Source organism: Aquiflexum gelatinilyticum, assembly GCF_024741135.1.
GTDB lineage: Bacteria > Bacteroidota > Bacteroidia > Cytophagales > Cyclobacteriaceae > Cognataquiflexum > Cognataquiflexum gelatinilyticum.
In genome coordinates, this window is record NZ_JANSUY010000022.1 from 82,891 (window position 1) to 97,702 (window position 14,812).

The following is a 14,812-nucleotide window of genomic DNA, read 5'->3' on the forward strand; positions in this document are numbered from 1 at the left end:
TGATAAACTCATAGAAGTAAAGGAAGGTGGATAGTTTTGACTAAGTCTCTTCCGAGAATAATGCCAAAAGGTTAAATCAGGGTTTTTGAACTTGAATTAGGGTATCTACAAAAACAAATGTCCGATTCTGATCATGAATCGGACATATTGTTGTATCGTTATTTGACTGCTTCGACAGTATATCCCGCATCCCTCAACAATTGGATAACACCGGTATCTGAACCAAGGTGGCCTGAACCTACAGCAATGAATGTGGATTGTGCTTTGACCAATTCTTCGATTTTTGGAATCCAGGCTTTGTTCCTGTTTTCCAATAACAAGTCTCCGTATTCCTGGAACATTTCATTTTCGGAAATGAGCTCATGCAGTTTATCAACGTCCTGATCGAGGTATGCACCTACAAGTTTGTCGAATTCATCCATCCCTTCAGGATTTGTGACCATTTTGCCCAGTTCATCAATCTGCAGTTTTTGAGGGATCTGGTCAAAAACCCCCATCTGAAAAGCAACTGTTTCCAATCCTTTTACAGTTTTTTCTTGGGATTTGGCCTTTTCTGTAAAAAACACTTCATAGCTGCTTTGTTCGGGACAAGGCAACATTTTGACCATCACCATCGATGAAAGTACAAAGGGTTTGAGGATTCCCAACTGATCAAGTCCTGCACCATAAGAATCCTTCAATAGCTTGTCGAGCGCAGCAGCTTGTTCAGTTGAAAACTCTCCTTTGATATTTGCAAAACCCGGATTGACGGAAAGCTGCTGCATTTCTGCCATCAGATTTGGGTCGGCCATATTCAGTTCCATAGCTAGTACTTTACTTGATTCAAGCGCCTTTTCGATTTTATCATTCATGTAAAACTGATCTTTGCAGATGATATGAATAGTGCCAAAGAGGTAGGAGTTTTCTTTCAACCCTTTTCCACTTATCTTCCAAAGTAGCGAGTTTTCTTCTTTTTCATTGGCAAATGCCTGAAATACCGAGATGACAAATACCAAGGTGACAAAAACGTGTTTGAAAATTGATTTTTTCATAAGAATCATTGAATTGTCTAAGGTTAATTTTAATTTAAAAGTAAGTTATAAATTAAATGAATTATCCCGAAAATACAGCGATGCAGATTTAGAGGGATAGTTGCATACGATTGGTTGTAATAAAAGTCACAGATTTAACTTCAAAAAAAAATCATATTTGGAGTATCAAATCTAACTTGGGAAAATCTATTCCTTTTCCAATAAACCCTTTAAGACTTCGGTTAAAACCAAAAATCGCATGATTTAATTTTCCGATGTCTGTCCTTAACCAAAACCCAAAATGAAGCAATCAAAAAGAGATTTTCTCAAAAAACTAGGAGCAATGAGTGCCGGAACAGGTTTATTTTCTTTTAGTCCACTCTTGGCGAGCGAACTATCCAACGAACAAAAATCAAATAAAGCCAAAACAAATTTCAAAGTAACCATTTTTCAGACTACTGACGTACATTGTCAGATCCATGAACATGACGAGCTATTTTGGGAAAATGGTCAAACCGTATTTAGAAAAACGGGAGGCTATGACAACTTAGACGCCTTCATCAAGAAGCAAAGAGCAAAATGCGAACATTCTTTTTTGGTGGATACAGGAGATATGTTTCAGGGATCCATGCTTTCTATCAAAACCTCAGGGCAGGCTATGGTTCCATTGCTCAATGAACTGGAATACGATTTATATCTCCCGGGTAACTGGGAGGTGATCTATGGCAAAGCGCAGATGCAAAACCTGCTTGGTTCCCTTTATGCACCCAAAGTCTGCGCCAACATGTATCACGACCTCGGTGATGGCAAGAAAGGAGAATTGATTTTCCCACCTTACTATGTCTGGAATATTGATGGAGTGAAAATAGGCTTTCTTGGCTACAATGATCCCATGATCCCGATGCGCCAATCTCCCAATTACAGCAAGGGTATCTATTTTTCCAAACCGGAAGATAATCTCAAGCATTACGTTGATGTATTGAAAAACCAGGAGAAATGTGCTTTTGTGATTATTTTGTCTCATATCGGCCTTTCGCAGGAAATCCATCTTGCAAACCTTCCCGAATGCGAAGGAGTTGATTACATCCTTGGTGCAGATACCCATGAAAGGGTTAGGGTTCCGATCCAGGGTAAATATGCAAAAGTCGTGGAACCCGGGGCTTTTGGCTCATTTGTTGGCAAACTGGAACTGACCATTGAAAACGGGAAAGTGGTGGCAGATGATTATGAATTGCTGGAGGTAGATCCCCAAAAAATCAAAAGTCCTTCTAAAATGGAAAAACTAGTCTCAGAGGTGGAGGCTCCATATAAGGCAGAGATTGAAAAAATCGTAGGATATAGCACAATTCCACTTTACAGGTATTTTGTGATCGAGAATCCCATAGACAAAATTGTCTTAGATGCCCTGGACTATCAATTGCCTGATATTGACATCAAACTATCCAATGGATTCAGATTTTGTCCGCCTCGGACCACAAGAGACCATACAGGGAATATTCCGATCACTAGAGGTTTTATTTCTGATATGTTGCCCGTGGACAGCAGAGTTAGGACAGGCGAGGTTACAGGTCAGCAGCTGTACACCTGGATGGAAAGGGAGTTGAACAACGTGTTTGCGGAAGATGCATCCAAGAGGTTTGGAGGTTGGGTGACCAAGTTCAAAGGCATGGAATTGACCTTCAATGCTTTTGGGGAAGAAGGGAAACGCATTCAGTCTTTTACTGTAAAAGGTCAGCCTCTCGATCTGGCAAAAATTTACACTATCAGTGCCTGCGAAAGAGATGGTGACCCATCGGATATGGTGTGTAGGATCAAGAATGTGAAAAATACAGTGGATTTGGATATAACCCTTCACCAAGTCATGATCAATTACCTTGAGGATAATTCTCCTGTGACACCGACTCCTGTCGGAGCGGCCAAAGCTTTGGATGCACCTGCGACATTGCTGACCCAAGTGCATGGTGTGGATTATGAGTTTAGATAGGTTTTGAGAACGTCGACGGTCCACGGTCAACGGACCACAGCAGGTAGTAATAAGAATAGATAATTAGCTCAAAAAAAAGAATTGTAAACAAAAAGGCAACGGTGCGAATCGTTGCCTTTTTTTGAGTTTGGAAAGTGAATTTCAAGATTTATTTCAGACTTATTTCAATTTATTTCTATCGTATTTCAACCATATTTCCACTTTCTAAACAATTAACCAAATAACCAAATAACCAAATAACCAATTAACCATTAACCAAATAACCATTAACCAATTAACCAAATCAATACCTTCTCCTCTGCCCTTGTTTCGGCTTCTTCCTCGCCAATTCACCGGCTTTTTCAGAAAGGGTTCCTTTGAATGGATATGGATGGTCTTCGACGACCGGGATTTTTTTGCCGATGAGTTTTTCGATGTCTTTCAATTCCTTTACTGTTTCTTCATCACAAAAGGAGATCGCTATGCCCGAGTTTCCTGCCCTGCCTGTTCGGCCGATCCGGTGAACATAAGTTTCAGGAATGTTAGGCAAGTCGTAATTGAAAACATTGGCAAGCTCATCGATATCGATACCACGTGCTGCGATATCGGTAGCGATCAAGACTTGGATTTTGCCGTTTTTGAAATCACTCAATGCATTCTGACGCGCATTTTGGCTTTTGTTTCCGTGGATGGCGGCAGTTTTTACATGCTCTTTTTGAAGTTGTTTCACCACTTTATCCGCGCCATGTTTGGTTTTGGTAAATACCAAAGCCGAACCGATTTTCTTCTTTTGCAACAGGTGAAGCAAAAGCTCAGGTTTGTTGCCTTTGTTTACATAGTATAGGTGTTGATCAATCTTATCAACAGTGGATGAAGGTGGAGTCACTTCCACAAAAGCTGGTTTGGTCAGGAGTGAATCTGCCAGTTTTTGGATTTCGGGAGGCATGGTAGCCGAGAAAAACAAAGTCTGCCTTTTGGCCGGAATGATAGCAATCAGTTTTTTGACATCATGGATAAAACCCATGTCAAGCATCCTGTCCGCTTCATCAAGAACGAAAATTTCCAATTGTCTCAAATCAACAAAACGCTGATTGATCAAGTCGAGTAACCTTCCTGGAGTTGCGACTAGCACGTCTACGCCTCTTTTGAGTGCATTGACCTGATGGAGTTGGGATACACCGCCAAATATGACGGTATGTTTGATATTGGTGAATTTGCCGTAAGCGGCAAAACTCTCGTCAATCTGGATGGCGAGTTCACGTGTAGGTGTGAGGATCAAAGTCTTGATTCCTGATCGGATCTGCTTTTTCTCAGCAAGGTGTTGGATGATGGGTATGGCAAAAGCTGCTGTCTTGCCTGTTCCGGTTTGGGCACATCCGAGCAAATCTCTTCCTTGGAGAACCAATGGAATCGCTTGTTGCTGAATGGGAGTGGGGGTAGTGTATCCTTCATTGGCGAGCGCCTTGAGGATAGGATCAATAATTCCTAAATTTTTGAATGCCATGTTGGCTGATTGTGAATTGGCCGATGGAGATGTTGTATGTTCTGTATCAGCGGGGAGATTTATTAAAAGCGGCTTACAACTTGCCGTGCTTTTTTACAAAGTGGAACAAAGGTAGGCTTTTTTTAACCAGCTATCACAAATTTCATTTTTCTTCCTTTTCAATCTGGCTTAGAAATTTGGCGATATTATTATTTTAGCAAAATATCAAAATCCGAAAATTTGAAAAGATCCCTCTTTTATGGTTAGAAATCAGCATATTAAAGCGGTTAGCAGAGGAAAAAATCAATTAAAATACAAAAATATCCTTTATCTATTCTTCTGTTTTGATTCTTAGAAGATTGGGTGCATATTTACCCCATAATCCTTAGTGCACCCTGCCTGTTTAAATTTATCCATCTCGTTCATTATTTGAAGTATTTGTTATGTTAATCGTAATATTACTGTACCTTTCGTTTACAACACCCGTTACTCCCCAACAATCGTATTCCGATAGCTTGCAATCAATTATTAATCAAGCTGACGATGAATCTACTAAAGCGCAATTGTTTTTTAGCCTGAGCAAACATTATTACACCTTTGATCAAGACAGTGCAATTTATTTTGCTAACCGGTCTATTGAAATTTCTGAAAAGTTAGGATTTAAAAAAATCCAAGGAAATGCATTAAACATAATTGGTGTGAGTAATCTGATCAAATCTGATTTTGAGGCTGCTTTGAAGGCTCATATTGAAGCACTCAAAATAAGAGAATCGCTTTTAGATTCAGTAGGGATGCTGGAATCTAACCTTAACCTTGGCAACATTTATTACAGGACAAAAGAACTTGATAAAGCCGCAAAATTCTATCATACTGCCCTAATTTTTGGATTGAAAACCAATAATCTAAGAGGCTTAGCGCTCATCTATAATAATTTAGGAAGTTACCACCTAGATCGTTGGCACGCAGCAAAAGATCAAACAGACTTTGACTCTGCATTGGAATTCCTTCAAAAAGCTTTAGAGATCAAAGAGACTTTGGGTGACAGTAGAGGAATGATCAATACGCTCAACCAGTTGTCGGATCTTTTTGAAGAAAGCGGTGATGAAAGTAAGAGATATGATTTAATACAACGTGCTTGGACTATTGCCAATAAGTTCAATGATATCGAAAGCAAACTTGCCGTATTGGGTAGCCTTGCGGAATACCACTTTGAAAAAGGGCAAATGTATAAAGCCCTAGACTATGCGAACCAAGGATTTGAGATTGCGGAAAATTTAAAATCACATTATCAAATTTCAGTTGCTGCAGAAAAGGTTGCAAAAATTGCTGCTTCACTCAAAAATTACTCCCTAGCCTATGAATACCTGTCTATTCAAAAAGAAAGTGAGGAAATATTGTTCAATGAAAACAGGCAAAAAATCAGGGATGAGCTGACCATACAATATGAAACAGAAAAGAAAGAACTGGCAAACCAACAACTGCTAAAGGACCGGGAATATTATAATCTCTCTCTGAAAAGAAAAAATGAGTTGTTGATCGTCATCGTCATTGCTGTGCTGGGGTTGTTGGTTTTATTGTGGATCCAAATTAATAATCATAGGAAACTAAAATCCACCCACGAAGAATTAAGAGAAGCACATGCTTTGGTAAACTCTCAGCATCTTCAGATACATGAGCAAGCCCAAAATCTGCATGAAACCAACCAGGCTTTGAACGTAGCCAACAAATTCAGAGATAAGATATTTTCTGTAATATCACACGATCTCAGGGCGCCTTTTGCCAATATCCAAGGGACCATTTCACTCTGGAATTCCAAGTTGCTTTCAACTCAGGAAATGGAGGATTTGATTTCAATGATATCAAGAGATACATATGCCGCATTTTTGATGTTGGAAAATCTCTTGGACTGGGCGAGAACCCAAATGGGTTCAAATGAGGTTCAGAGCAATCAAATCAACTTAAATAGGCTCATTGAGGAGAATAAAGACCTTTTCAATTTTCAATTGAAACGGAAAAACATAGATCTAGTAAATCATATTCCTTTGAAAAAGTTTATCAACAGCGATAAGGAGCGGTTGAATTTCATCATCAGAAATTACATACTGAATGCGATAAAATTCACCCCGGAGGGTGGCAGAATTGACATTGAATATCGGGATATTGAAAATGCGGAAATCCTTGTCAAAGACTCTGGTACGGGTATAAAACCCGAGCTGATTTCCAAGCTTTTTAAGAATCAAAATATTACCACAAAAGGCACAGCCGGCGAAAGTGGTACTGGGATAGGTTTAATGCTTTGTAAGGATTTTGCCGAAAGCATAGGGGCTGAATTAGCGGTAGAAAGTATAGTAAATAGCGGGAGTACATTTATAATCCGGTTGGGGGTAAATTAAGTTTCACCGCAATGTTTATAGATCTTTCTTAGCTATGTCTTAATATATTTCAACCCACCTGCAAAATATACCCTCTTCCCCGGATGTTTTTGAGTTGGATATTCGGATCGAGGAGCAGTTTCTTCCTGAGTTTGGATACAAACATGTCTAGACTTCTGCCGACAAATACGCCCTCATCTTCCCAAATTTCCTTGAGTAAGCGGTCTCGCTCCAGGATTTCGTTTTGGTGGGAGGCAAAAAATTTGAGCAGCTTGTTTTCTTTTTGGGAAAGTTCGATTTCTTCTTTTCCGATTCTCAAAAGGTAGCTGCCGTAATTGAATTCAAATTTTCCGATAACCATAGATTGGCTTTCGTCAATTGGCTGTTTGCTTTGTGGTTTTGGTGTTTTCATTTTGAAAAGAAACAAAAACCCAAAGGCCAAAATCCCTATGATGATCGGAACCGAAAAGTTTGAAGCTGTCACTTGATTTGATTCAAACTTGATTTTGATTCTATAGCAATCTTTAGGTTGGATGCGTCCCCGGCACGGAACAAGGGTTTCGTCTTTTTGACCGGACATTTGGTAGCCATATACAATCTGATTGCCTATGCATTGCAGCACATTCACCTGATAGCTGTCTTCAGGATTTTTGGTGACCAATCCTTCCTTCAAACCTGCATGAATCACCTTGACCAAAGTGTCCGGCTCAAATTGGAAGGGACTTTCAAATAAGATAATGAATTCACAGGCACTGATTTTATTGATCGGCAAAACCCGGGAGGTGGTATCCCCTGAGGCAAGCAGGATTTGATGCCCGACATTCCTTAGCCTGATTTCCCGGTTTTCCGCAAATTCATCATTCTGCCATGGCCAAAGTATGACCAACATCAAAATCATGGTAAAAATTCCTATTAGCGCAGGTTGCAATAATTTTTTCATCAATCAAATTTAAGATTTAATATGAGGCAAAATTCAATTTTACCCTGATTTACATTCTTTTTACAAACCATTTACTGTCTCCACTTTGGATAGGTCTATGTTTGGGCTTGCTAAATAAATAAAAATGAAAAATTACTTCAGATTATTCTCAGGGTTCGTGATGGTTGTTTGTTACACTTCCTGTGGGCCACAAAATAGGACCGAGTTAGCAACAAACGAACTCAAGCCCGAATCCAAATATTTTATAAATTCGGATTCGCCTTCCAGTATCGTCCGAAATATTGAGCAGGATAGGATCGGCAGCATTTGGATCGCTTCTTGGGAAGGTGTTTTTTTATCTGATGGAAGTTCATTTACAAACTTCACCAATACGGTAAGCTCTGCCCGATTTTTCTCTGTTTTGGAAGATAGCAAAGGCAATATGTGGTTTGGTTCTATCGGTTCAGGAGTTTTCCGCTATGATGGAAAAAGAATTAAAAATTTCACTACCAAGGATGGACTTCTGAATAATGATGTCGTCAGTATTTATGAAGATAAAGCAGGCAATATCTGGTTCGGTGTTTGGGGAGGAGCGAGTCGATTTGACGGTAATTCTTTTCAGAATTTTATCATCAATGAAGATGAGATGAACGAAGACCTGACGGGCAAAACATTTTCGGAAAGACCCGAATTTGAAGTTAATTCCATTATTGAGGACAAAATAGGCAGACTTTGGTTTGCAACAAGAGGAAATACCTTTGTATTTGACGGAGAGGTCTTTGCCTCAGTCTCACATTTGGGCAAACCATTTACAAATGTCCGTTCGGTCATCGAAGATCAAAAAGGCAATATTTGGCTGGGTGGCAATGATGGTTTGTGGCGATATGACGGAAATGTATTTACCAATATTGCAAAGGGGTTTGTTGGGTTTATCTACGAAGATAAAAAAGGAAACATTCTGACAAGTTCAGAAACTTCCGATGGTTGGGCACTTTCTCGATACAATGAAAAATCTCTGACAAATAAAATTGCTGTTGTACCTGAAATAATTAAAGCAAATGAAGGGATGATTTTTGGAATTCGGGAGGCCAATGATGGCAGTATTTGGTTTGGAACATTGGATGGGGTCAAGAGATTTGATGGAAAGACCGTCAACAGTTTCAAAGCCATGTCAAGTCAGGAATATTTCTCTAGACTGGTGGCAGCGAGGGATAATTGTTAGCCGCCCGCAAAGACGCCAAGTCGCAAGACAAGAAAGAATAAATCCCACAAAGACACGAAGCCACTAAGAAAAGTTTTTATACAATATGAAATTTAACGTCCGATCTACGATTATCATTTCAATTTTCACCGCGATATCTGCCTGTGGTATGAATACCAATGGCACCGCGAATACTGAGCTCTCGGACACCAATATTGATCAAAATGAAAAGTTGTCCATTGTTCAGGTATTTAAAAAAAATGAAGACCTGCCAATGAACGAAAGAATTGAACTATTCTATAAACTTAAAAAAGAAAGCCCGACTGCTTATGACTTTGAAAATGAAGAGGCATTAAATTTTTACGGCTATCAATTGCTTTGGAATAATAAAGATCAAGATGCCTTTTTGATCTTTAAAATGTTGGTTTCGGAATTCCCTAATTCACCAAATGTTTATGATAGTTATGGAGAAATTTATCTTAAAATGGGAGATAAAAATCAGGCTTTGATCAATTACAAAAAATCGCTTGAACTAAACCCCGATAACTTCAATGCCGAAGATCAAATTGCATTCATACTTGATCCGTCTAAAACGCCGGAAAATCCTGCAGATAAGTTTTTAAAGGTGTATCAAGTGGCTGAATATAAAAAGGACTTAGATGAACTAGGTAATAAAATAATCACGACGCATCCAAATGTGTTTAAATTCATTTCTGAAAAAGACTTCAGGAAACTTATTGACGAAAAGAAAAGTCTAATCACACCTACAACAACCTTCGCTGAATTCATATGGCATTGTGATGAAATAATTGCAAGCGTTAATTGTTCGCACACATCGGTAAGTGGATTCTATGAGGAACTGGAAATGTTACCTGTAGCATTGAGCTTTCCAATGCAGACTCGTTGGATCAACGACCAATTATTTGTCATAGATCCCATGAACAATGGAAGTCAAGTGAATATTAAAGAGGAAATCATTAGCATAAATGGATTACCGGTACGTGATTTAGTAAAAGAAATTTATAAGCATTTACCATCACAAGGATATATCGAAACAACAAAAAGACATTTATTCAATGTGTGGTCAACTTGCTTGATTCCTTATGCCATGAATTTTCCTGATTCCTACACGATTACTTTAAAGGGAAGTGAAAAGCCAATAGTTTTGAACAAAGCTCAGGAAAAAAGAATACTCCTTACTGACCCATCAATTCAGAACTGTAAAAAGGACTTATGCTTGGAATTCATTGACAATGACAAAACGGCCTTGTTAACCATTGGTTCTTTCAATTACTATAAATTCAGAGATAGTTATGCCTATTTCAAGGATTTCATTGACAGCTGCTTTCTGGAAATCAATTCGAAGAAATCTAAAAACCTTATTATTGATGTTCGACATAATGGAGGCGGCTCACAATCTGCAAGTATTCATTTGTTAAGGTATTTGGTTGACAAGCCCTTTACCTACTATTCAGAGGCACAATTTGATGGCAAAAAAGAAAAAATCGAAGGCGAAGAGTCTGTAAATCCTTATGAAAACAGGTATGATGGAAAACTCTATTTTTTAATAGATGGTGTTGGGAATTCTACAACCGGACATTTCATGTCGATAGTGAAGGTGCTTAACCTTGGAACGGTTATAGGAGAAGAATTGGGATCTAATCAATTTTGTTCTGCCGGAGGTAAAACATTTAGACTTCCAAATACTAAACTGGTATACACCGTTGCTGATAACACCCACGAATCAATGGCTACCTCGCTTCCTGACGAAACTGGAATTTTACCTGATATTTATGTTACACAAAGTGCTGACGAATATTTAAACAAAATTGATGCAGTGAAAGAAAGTGCGTTAAAACTTATTGAGAAAAATGAAAAATAAAATATTAACTATTGGGTTCATATTACTTTCATTAGAGGTATTTGGACAAGAGAAAAGTAATTTCAATTTGTTGGAGACGGATAGCACTTGGAATCAAGAAGTTTTCCATTTTCCAATCCCATTTGCTCCTGAGATTAAATTTGAGGGATTTGAAGATGCCCGTTTTCCTATGTTTTGGGCAAAAAGAGATAGTGCTGATTTTTGGTCCTATGTTTTTGTATGGAGTATAAATAATCCTGTGGAAATAACTTCAAGTGCATTGGAAAATAATATTGAAATGTACTTTAATGGCTTGATGAATTATCAAAATTCTGTGGCTCATTTTATTAAAAATGAACCCTCAAGAAATGCCAATAATTATATTGGGAAATTGAAAACATTTGATGCACTTGTTACAAAATCGAATATGACATTAAATGTTACCGCTGAGCATTTTTATTGTAACCAAAGTAGAACAACCTACATTGTTTTTAGATTTTCACCACAGGACTTTGGATCTGTTGTTTGGGATAAGCTTGAGAACGTTAAGTTGCGTAAGGATTTTTGTGATTTGTAGAATTTCCAAACCCAAATAAGAGGAGAATATAAATGATTGTTTTCTCGAAATTAAACCGATTATTCCTAAGTATTGGGACAATAGACCAATGATATCATTATAATCTATATTATCATCCAGTTTTGATTGATTCAAAAGATTGGAAGACATTTTGGTGGATGTTTTTCTAAAGTAAAAACGTCCGATTTTTACCAGCATCCTGATCTTGGTTCAGGGTATTTTTGTCCATAATCTTTAACCACAATAATTATGGAACGGAGAAAATTTATTGTCACTACTGCTGCGCTTGCTGCCTTCGGGTCAGATCTGATGGCATTCCCTTTTTCAAAAAATGAAGTAAAAAACGGATTTTTGGTCAAATCCGGTGAGGCGAGATTCGGGAAGCATACACCTTTCAGGGGTGTCAATCCCAACGACCTCAAAATTTCCTCCAAAGATACAGGCGGACAAATGTCAGCATTTGAGTATATTGGAGTGGAAAAAACCGGACCCTCGCTTCATGTCCACTTAGAGCAGGATGAGGTTTTTTATGTAGTAGAAGGAGAGTACCTATTCCAGTTGGGAGACAGTCAGCATCAGCTCAAAGCAGGAGATACCATTTTTCTGCCAAGAAATATTCCACATACATGGATTCAGACTTCTGATAAGGGCAAGTTGTTCTATATCCTGCAGCCTGCTTTCAAAATGGAGGAATTTTTCCAAACCATGACTGACCTTGGGCGACCTCCAACAGAGGAGGAAGCGCAAAAAATTTCCTTGGCACATGGAATCAGAAATGTCGGGCCGCCATTAACTTTAAAATAAATACAAATGATACTCAGGGATTTTTTGCCCAGTCCTTCTTTGAGAGATTATGTCAGGAAGCACCAGGTTATAAGGTTTGAATTCGGGGCAGGAGATGCAATTCATTGTAAGGTTTATTGTCCCCGTCCCGAAACATGCCTCATGTTTTATTTAAGGGATTTACAAGTTGTCAGATACCAATATGAATCGAAGATTTTGCGTCATCCAAAATGTACTATCAATGGACAACATACCACGTCAACAGAAAGATTCGTCCAAGGGTACACTTGGTTACTCCAGATTGTGTTACAGCCTAGCGCACTATACCTGCTGACAGGGATTCCGGCGCAAGAGCTTACCAATACTTTTATTGATGCCGAGGATGTTTGGGGAAAAGAAATCAGGACTGTGCATGAACAGATGTGCAACACCGATGGCGTGGAAGAGGTGATCCGAATTGCTGAATTGTTTTTGGAAAGACTTATCAGACGGCCAAAATACAGTTTGCAGGGAATAGATAAGGTGAGTTCAGTGATTTTGAACCAAAACCGGTCGCTTTCTATGGACAAACTTGCTGCCGATTCCTGTCTCAGCAACAGGCAGTTTCAGCGGAGATTTACCGAAAGAACCGGGATCGGCCCAAAGCTATTTGATAAGGTTGTCCGTTTTGAAAAAGCATTTTTTATGAAAAACGCCAATCCACATTTGGATTGGTTGAGTATCGCTTTGGCCTGTGGGTACTACGATTACCAGCATTTGGCAAAGGATTACAAGTACTTTACCAATCTGACCCCAACCGGGTTTTATGAATTGGATACCAAAGCACCCGAAAGGACTTTTGGGGTCGTGGAGGTCAAGCAGGAGCTATTGGTTTGAGCCAATTATTCAAAATCTATTTCAAAGTATTTCAGAAGGTTTTTATATTGGTCCTTTCTGATATTATCGGCAAGAAAAAATCTGCTGTTTGACAAATAGATCATTTTTTGCCGATATCGGCAAGAATTTCTGTTTTACATTGTCCTGCTTCTCCATAAGCTGGATTATTCGGCTCACGCAAAGACGCCAAGTCGCAAAACAAGAAAGAGTATAGCCCACAAAGACACGAAGCCACAAAGAAAAGTTATCCTGCATCTCCCAAAGCTGGATACCTTTTTTTCCCGCGAAGACGCGAAGAAAAAAGTCTTTTCTAAAAATTGATCGAATTCGAAACCTTTATTAAAATAAATATCATAGTGTATTTACAGGGATTGGATATCTAACTAAAAGAGATTAAGTTTAAATAATTGAAAAATATCCGCAGATCTTGCGTTTTATATTTCATATGGGTTAAATATTGCAAAAGTTGTGTTAAGCTAATTGCTACGGGTTTTTGTAAAATACAACCCAACCAAAAACAACAGTCATACCTATTTCCAAATAAAAAGCAGAATTGAAATAAAATATAAAGACTTTAGTTTTTTAGGTTTATTGACTTAAGAATTGGATATGGCAAAGAGCAAGAAAATACAAGTAGAAGGCAAAGAAATATCCATCATTCTTGACAACAAGCAAGAGTTTATTTCCCTAACCGATATGCTTAAAGCCAAAGACGGAGATTTCTTTATTTCTGACTGGCTTCGTAACAGAAATACTGTTGAATATCTTGGAATTTGGGAGACAGTATACAACCCGGATTTTAATTATGGCGAATTCGCCACAATTAAAAGTCAAGCAGGATTGAATAGCTATAAACTCAGCGTGAAAGATCGGGTTGAAAAAACAAATGCAATTGGTTTGAAAGCAACAGCAGGCCGATATGGGGGAACTTACGCACATCCGGATATTGCTTTTGAGTTTGGAATGTGGATTAGTCCGCAATTCAAAATCTATCTGATTAAGGAATTTCAACGTCTAAAAAACGAAGAAAACAACCGGCTGAAATTAGAATGGAACTTACAACGAACTTTGGCAAAAGTTAATTACCACATTCACACAGACGCAATCAAAGAAAACTTAATTCCGAGTGAAATTACTAAACAACAAGCAAGTTTTGTTTACGCTAATGAGGCTGATTTATTGAATGTTGCACTTTTTGGGATTACAGCAAAAGAATGGCGAGACAAAAACCCAAACAAAGAAGGGAATATCAGAGATTATGCAACATTGGAGCAGTTGGTTGTTTTGAGCAATTTGGAAAGCATAAATGCATTGCTTATTCGACAAGGTTTGACACAAAACGAACGACTAATCCAACTCAACAAAACCGCCATTTTACAAATGAAATCATTGCTCGAAAACAATACTATTAAAAAACTAAAATAGAAGGAAGAAAGAACAACAAACCGCCTGAACATTTTAAACACGAGTTGGGAAAACGTCTAGACTCTTCTTATTTCCCCCCATGCCGCAAAGAGAAAATGCAAGTCTTTTCGATAACTTGATAAAATTCGAAGTCTAAATAGAAATAAATATCAAAGGGTATTTACAGCGATTGGATATCTAACTAAAAGAGATTAAGTTTAAATAATTGAAAAATATCCCCTACTTATGGCGTCAATGCTTCCCATAGGAATATTTGGCGCCATAAGTGGGGTAAGGCAAAACGTTAGGTGCAACTTTAAAAGACATAATGAAACTAACAGATTTTCTCATATCTAGACAACA

Annotated in this window: 11 protein-coding genes; 8 read left to right on the forward strand and 3 right to left on the reverse strand. The window is 38.3% G+C overall.

Annotated features, from left to right (window positions below; genetic code table 11):
* Window positions 1–158: 158 nt before the first annotated feature.
* Window positions 159–1,031, reverse strand: coding sequence for a TraB/GumN family protein (locus NU887_RS18635; RefSeq protein WP_258424898.1), 873 nt, complete (start codon window positions 1,029–1,031; stop codon window positions 159–161).
* A 280-nt stretch (window positions 1,032–1,311) separates the two neighbouring features.
* Between NU887_RS18635 and NU887_RS18640 the strand changes: the two genes are divergently transcribed.
* The gene (locus NU887_RS18640; protein WP_258424899.1) at window positions 1,312–2,994 is read left to right on the forward strand and encodes a bifunctional metallophosphatase/5'-nucleotidase; all 1,683 of its coding nucleotides are present in this window, start codon (window positions 1,312–1,314) and stop codon (window positions 2,992–2,994) included.
* Window positions 2,995–3,277: 283 nt separating this feature from the next.
* On the opposite strand, the gene NU887_RS18645 is transcribed toward NU887_RS18640, so the two are convergent.
* Window positions 3,278–4,477, reverse strand: coding sequence for a DEAD/DEAH box helicase (locus NU887_RS18645; RefSeq protein ID WP_258424900.1), 1,200 nt, complete (start codon window positions 4,475–4,477; stop codon window positions 3,278–3,280).
* Between the two features lie 677 nt (window positions 4,478–5,154).
* On the opposite strand from NU887_RS18645, the gene NU887_RS18650 reads away from it, so the two are divergent.
* Window positions 5,155–6,849 (forward strand): ATP-binding protein, encoded by a 1,695-nt coding sequence (locus tag NU887_RS18650; protein ID WP_258424901.1) that lies wholly within the window; start codon window positions 5,155–5,157, stop codon window positions 6,847–6,849.
* Window positions 6,850–6,898: 49 nt separating this feature from the next.
* On the opposite strand, the gene NU887_RS18655 is transcribed toward NU887_RS18650, so the two are convergent.
* On the reverse strand, window positions 6,899–7,768 hold the full coding sequence (locus tag NU887_RS18655; protein ID WP_258424902.1) for a winged helix-turn-helix domain-containing protein: 870 nt from the start codon (window positions 7,766–7,768) through the stop codon (window positions 6,899–6,901).
* 124 nt (window positions 7,769–7,892) lie between these two features.
* On the opposite strand from NU887_RS18655, the gene NU887_RS18660 reads away from it, so the two are divergent.
* From NU887_RS18660 to NU887_RS18685, 6 genes are all read left to right on the forward strand, one after another.
* Entirely contained in the window at window positions 7,893–8,969 is a 1,077-nt protein-coding gene (locus tag NU887_RS18660; protein ID WP_258424903.1) for a ligand-binding sensor domain-containing protein, read from the forward strand.
* 148 nt (window positions 8,970–9,117) lie between these two features.
* Window positions 9,118–10,830 (forward strand): S41 family peptidase, encoded by a 1,713-nt coding sequence (locus NU887_RS18665; protein WP_258424904.1) that lies wholly within the window; start codon window positions 9,118–9,120, stop codon window positions 10,828–10,830.
* A complete protein-coding gene (locus tag NU887_RS18670) occupies window positions 10,820–11,386 on the forward strand; it encodes a hypothetical protein (protein ID WP_258424905.1) in 567 nt (188 codons plus the stop codon). Before NU887_RS18665 ends, NU887_RS18670 begins: the two co-directional genes overlap by 11 nt.
* Window positions 11,387–11,635: 249 nt before the next feature.
* Entirely contained in the window at window positions 11,636–12,190 is a 555-nt protein-coding gene (locus NU887_RS18675; protein WP_258424906.1) for a cupin domain-containing protein, read from the forward strand.
* Between the two features lie 6 nt (window positions 12,191–12,196).
* Window positions 12,197–13,045: a helix-turn-helix domain-containing protein gene (locus NU887_RS18680; RefSeq protein ID WP_258424907.1), complete on the forward strand. Its 849-nt coding sequence runs from the start codon at window positions 12,197–12,199 to the stop codon at window positions 13,043–13,045.
* A 609-nt stretch (window positions 13,046–13,654) separates the two neighbouring features.
* Window positions 13,655–14,470, forward strand: a complete 816-nt coding sequence (locus NU887_RS18685) for a KilA-N domain-containing protein (protein ID WP_258424908.1) — start codon at window positions 13,655–13,657, stop codon at window positions 14,468–14,470.
* The last annotated feature ends 342 nt before the right edge of the window (window positions 14,471–14,812 follow it).

Excerpts from the sequence above, each read along its gene's own strand:
- NU887_RS18635 (WP_258424898.1), bottom strand. The coding sequence starts at position 1,031 with ATGAAAAAATCAATTTTCAAACACGTTTTTGTCACCTTGGTATTTGTC.
- NU887_RS18640 (WP_258424899.1), top strand. The coding sequence starts at position 1,312 with ATGAAGCAATCAAAAAGAGATTTTCTCAAAAAACTAGGAGCAATGAGT.
- NU887_RS18645 (WP_258424900.1), bottom strand. The coding sequence starts at position 4,477 with ATGGCATTCAAAAATTTAGGAATTATTGATCCTATCCTCAAGGCGCTC.
- NU887_RS18655 (WP_258424902.1), bottom strand. The coding sequence starts at position 7,768 with ATGAAAAAATTATTGCAACCTGCGCTAATAGGAATTTTTACCATGATT.
- NU887_RS18660 (WP_258424903.1), top strand. The coding sequence starts at position 7,893 with ATGAAAAATTACTTCAGATTATTCTCAGGGTTCGTGATGGTTGTTTGT.
- NU887_RS18665 (WP_258424904.1), top strand. The coding sequence starts at position 9,118 with ATGAATACCAATGGCACCGCGAATACTGAGCTCTCGGACACCAATATT.
- NU887_RS18670 (WP_258424905.1), top strand. The coding sequence starts at position 10,820 with ATGAAAAATAAAATATTAACTATTGGGTTCATATTACTTTCATTAGAG.
- NU887_RS18675 (WP_258424906.1), top strand. The coding sequence starts at position 11,636 with ATGGAACGGAGAAAATTTATTGTCACTACTGCTGCGCTTGCTGCCTTC.
- NU887_RS18680 (WP_258424907.1), top strand. The coding sequence starts at position 12,197 with ATGATACTCAGGGATTTTTTGCCCAGTCCTTCTTTGAGAGATTATGTC.
- NU887_RS18685 (WP_258424908.1), top strand. The coding sequence starts at position 13,655 with ATGGCAAAGAGCAAGAAAATACAAGTAGAAGGCAAAGAAATATCCATC.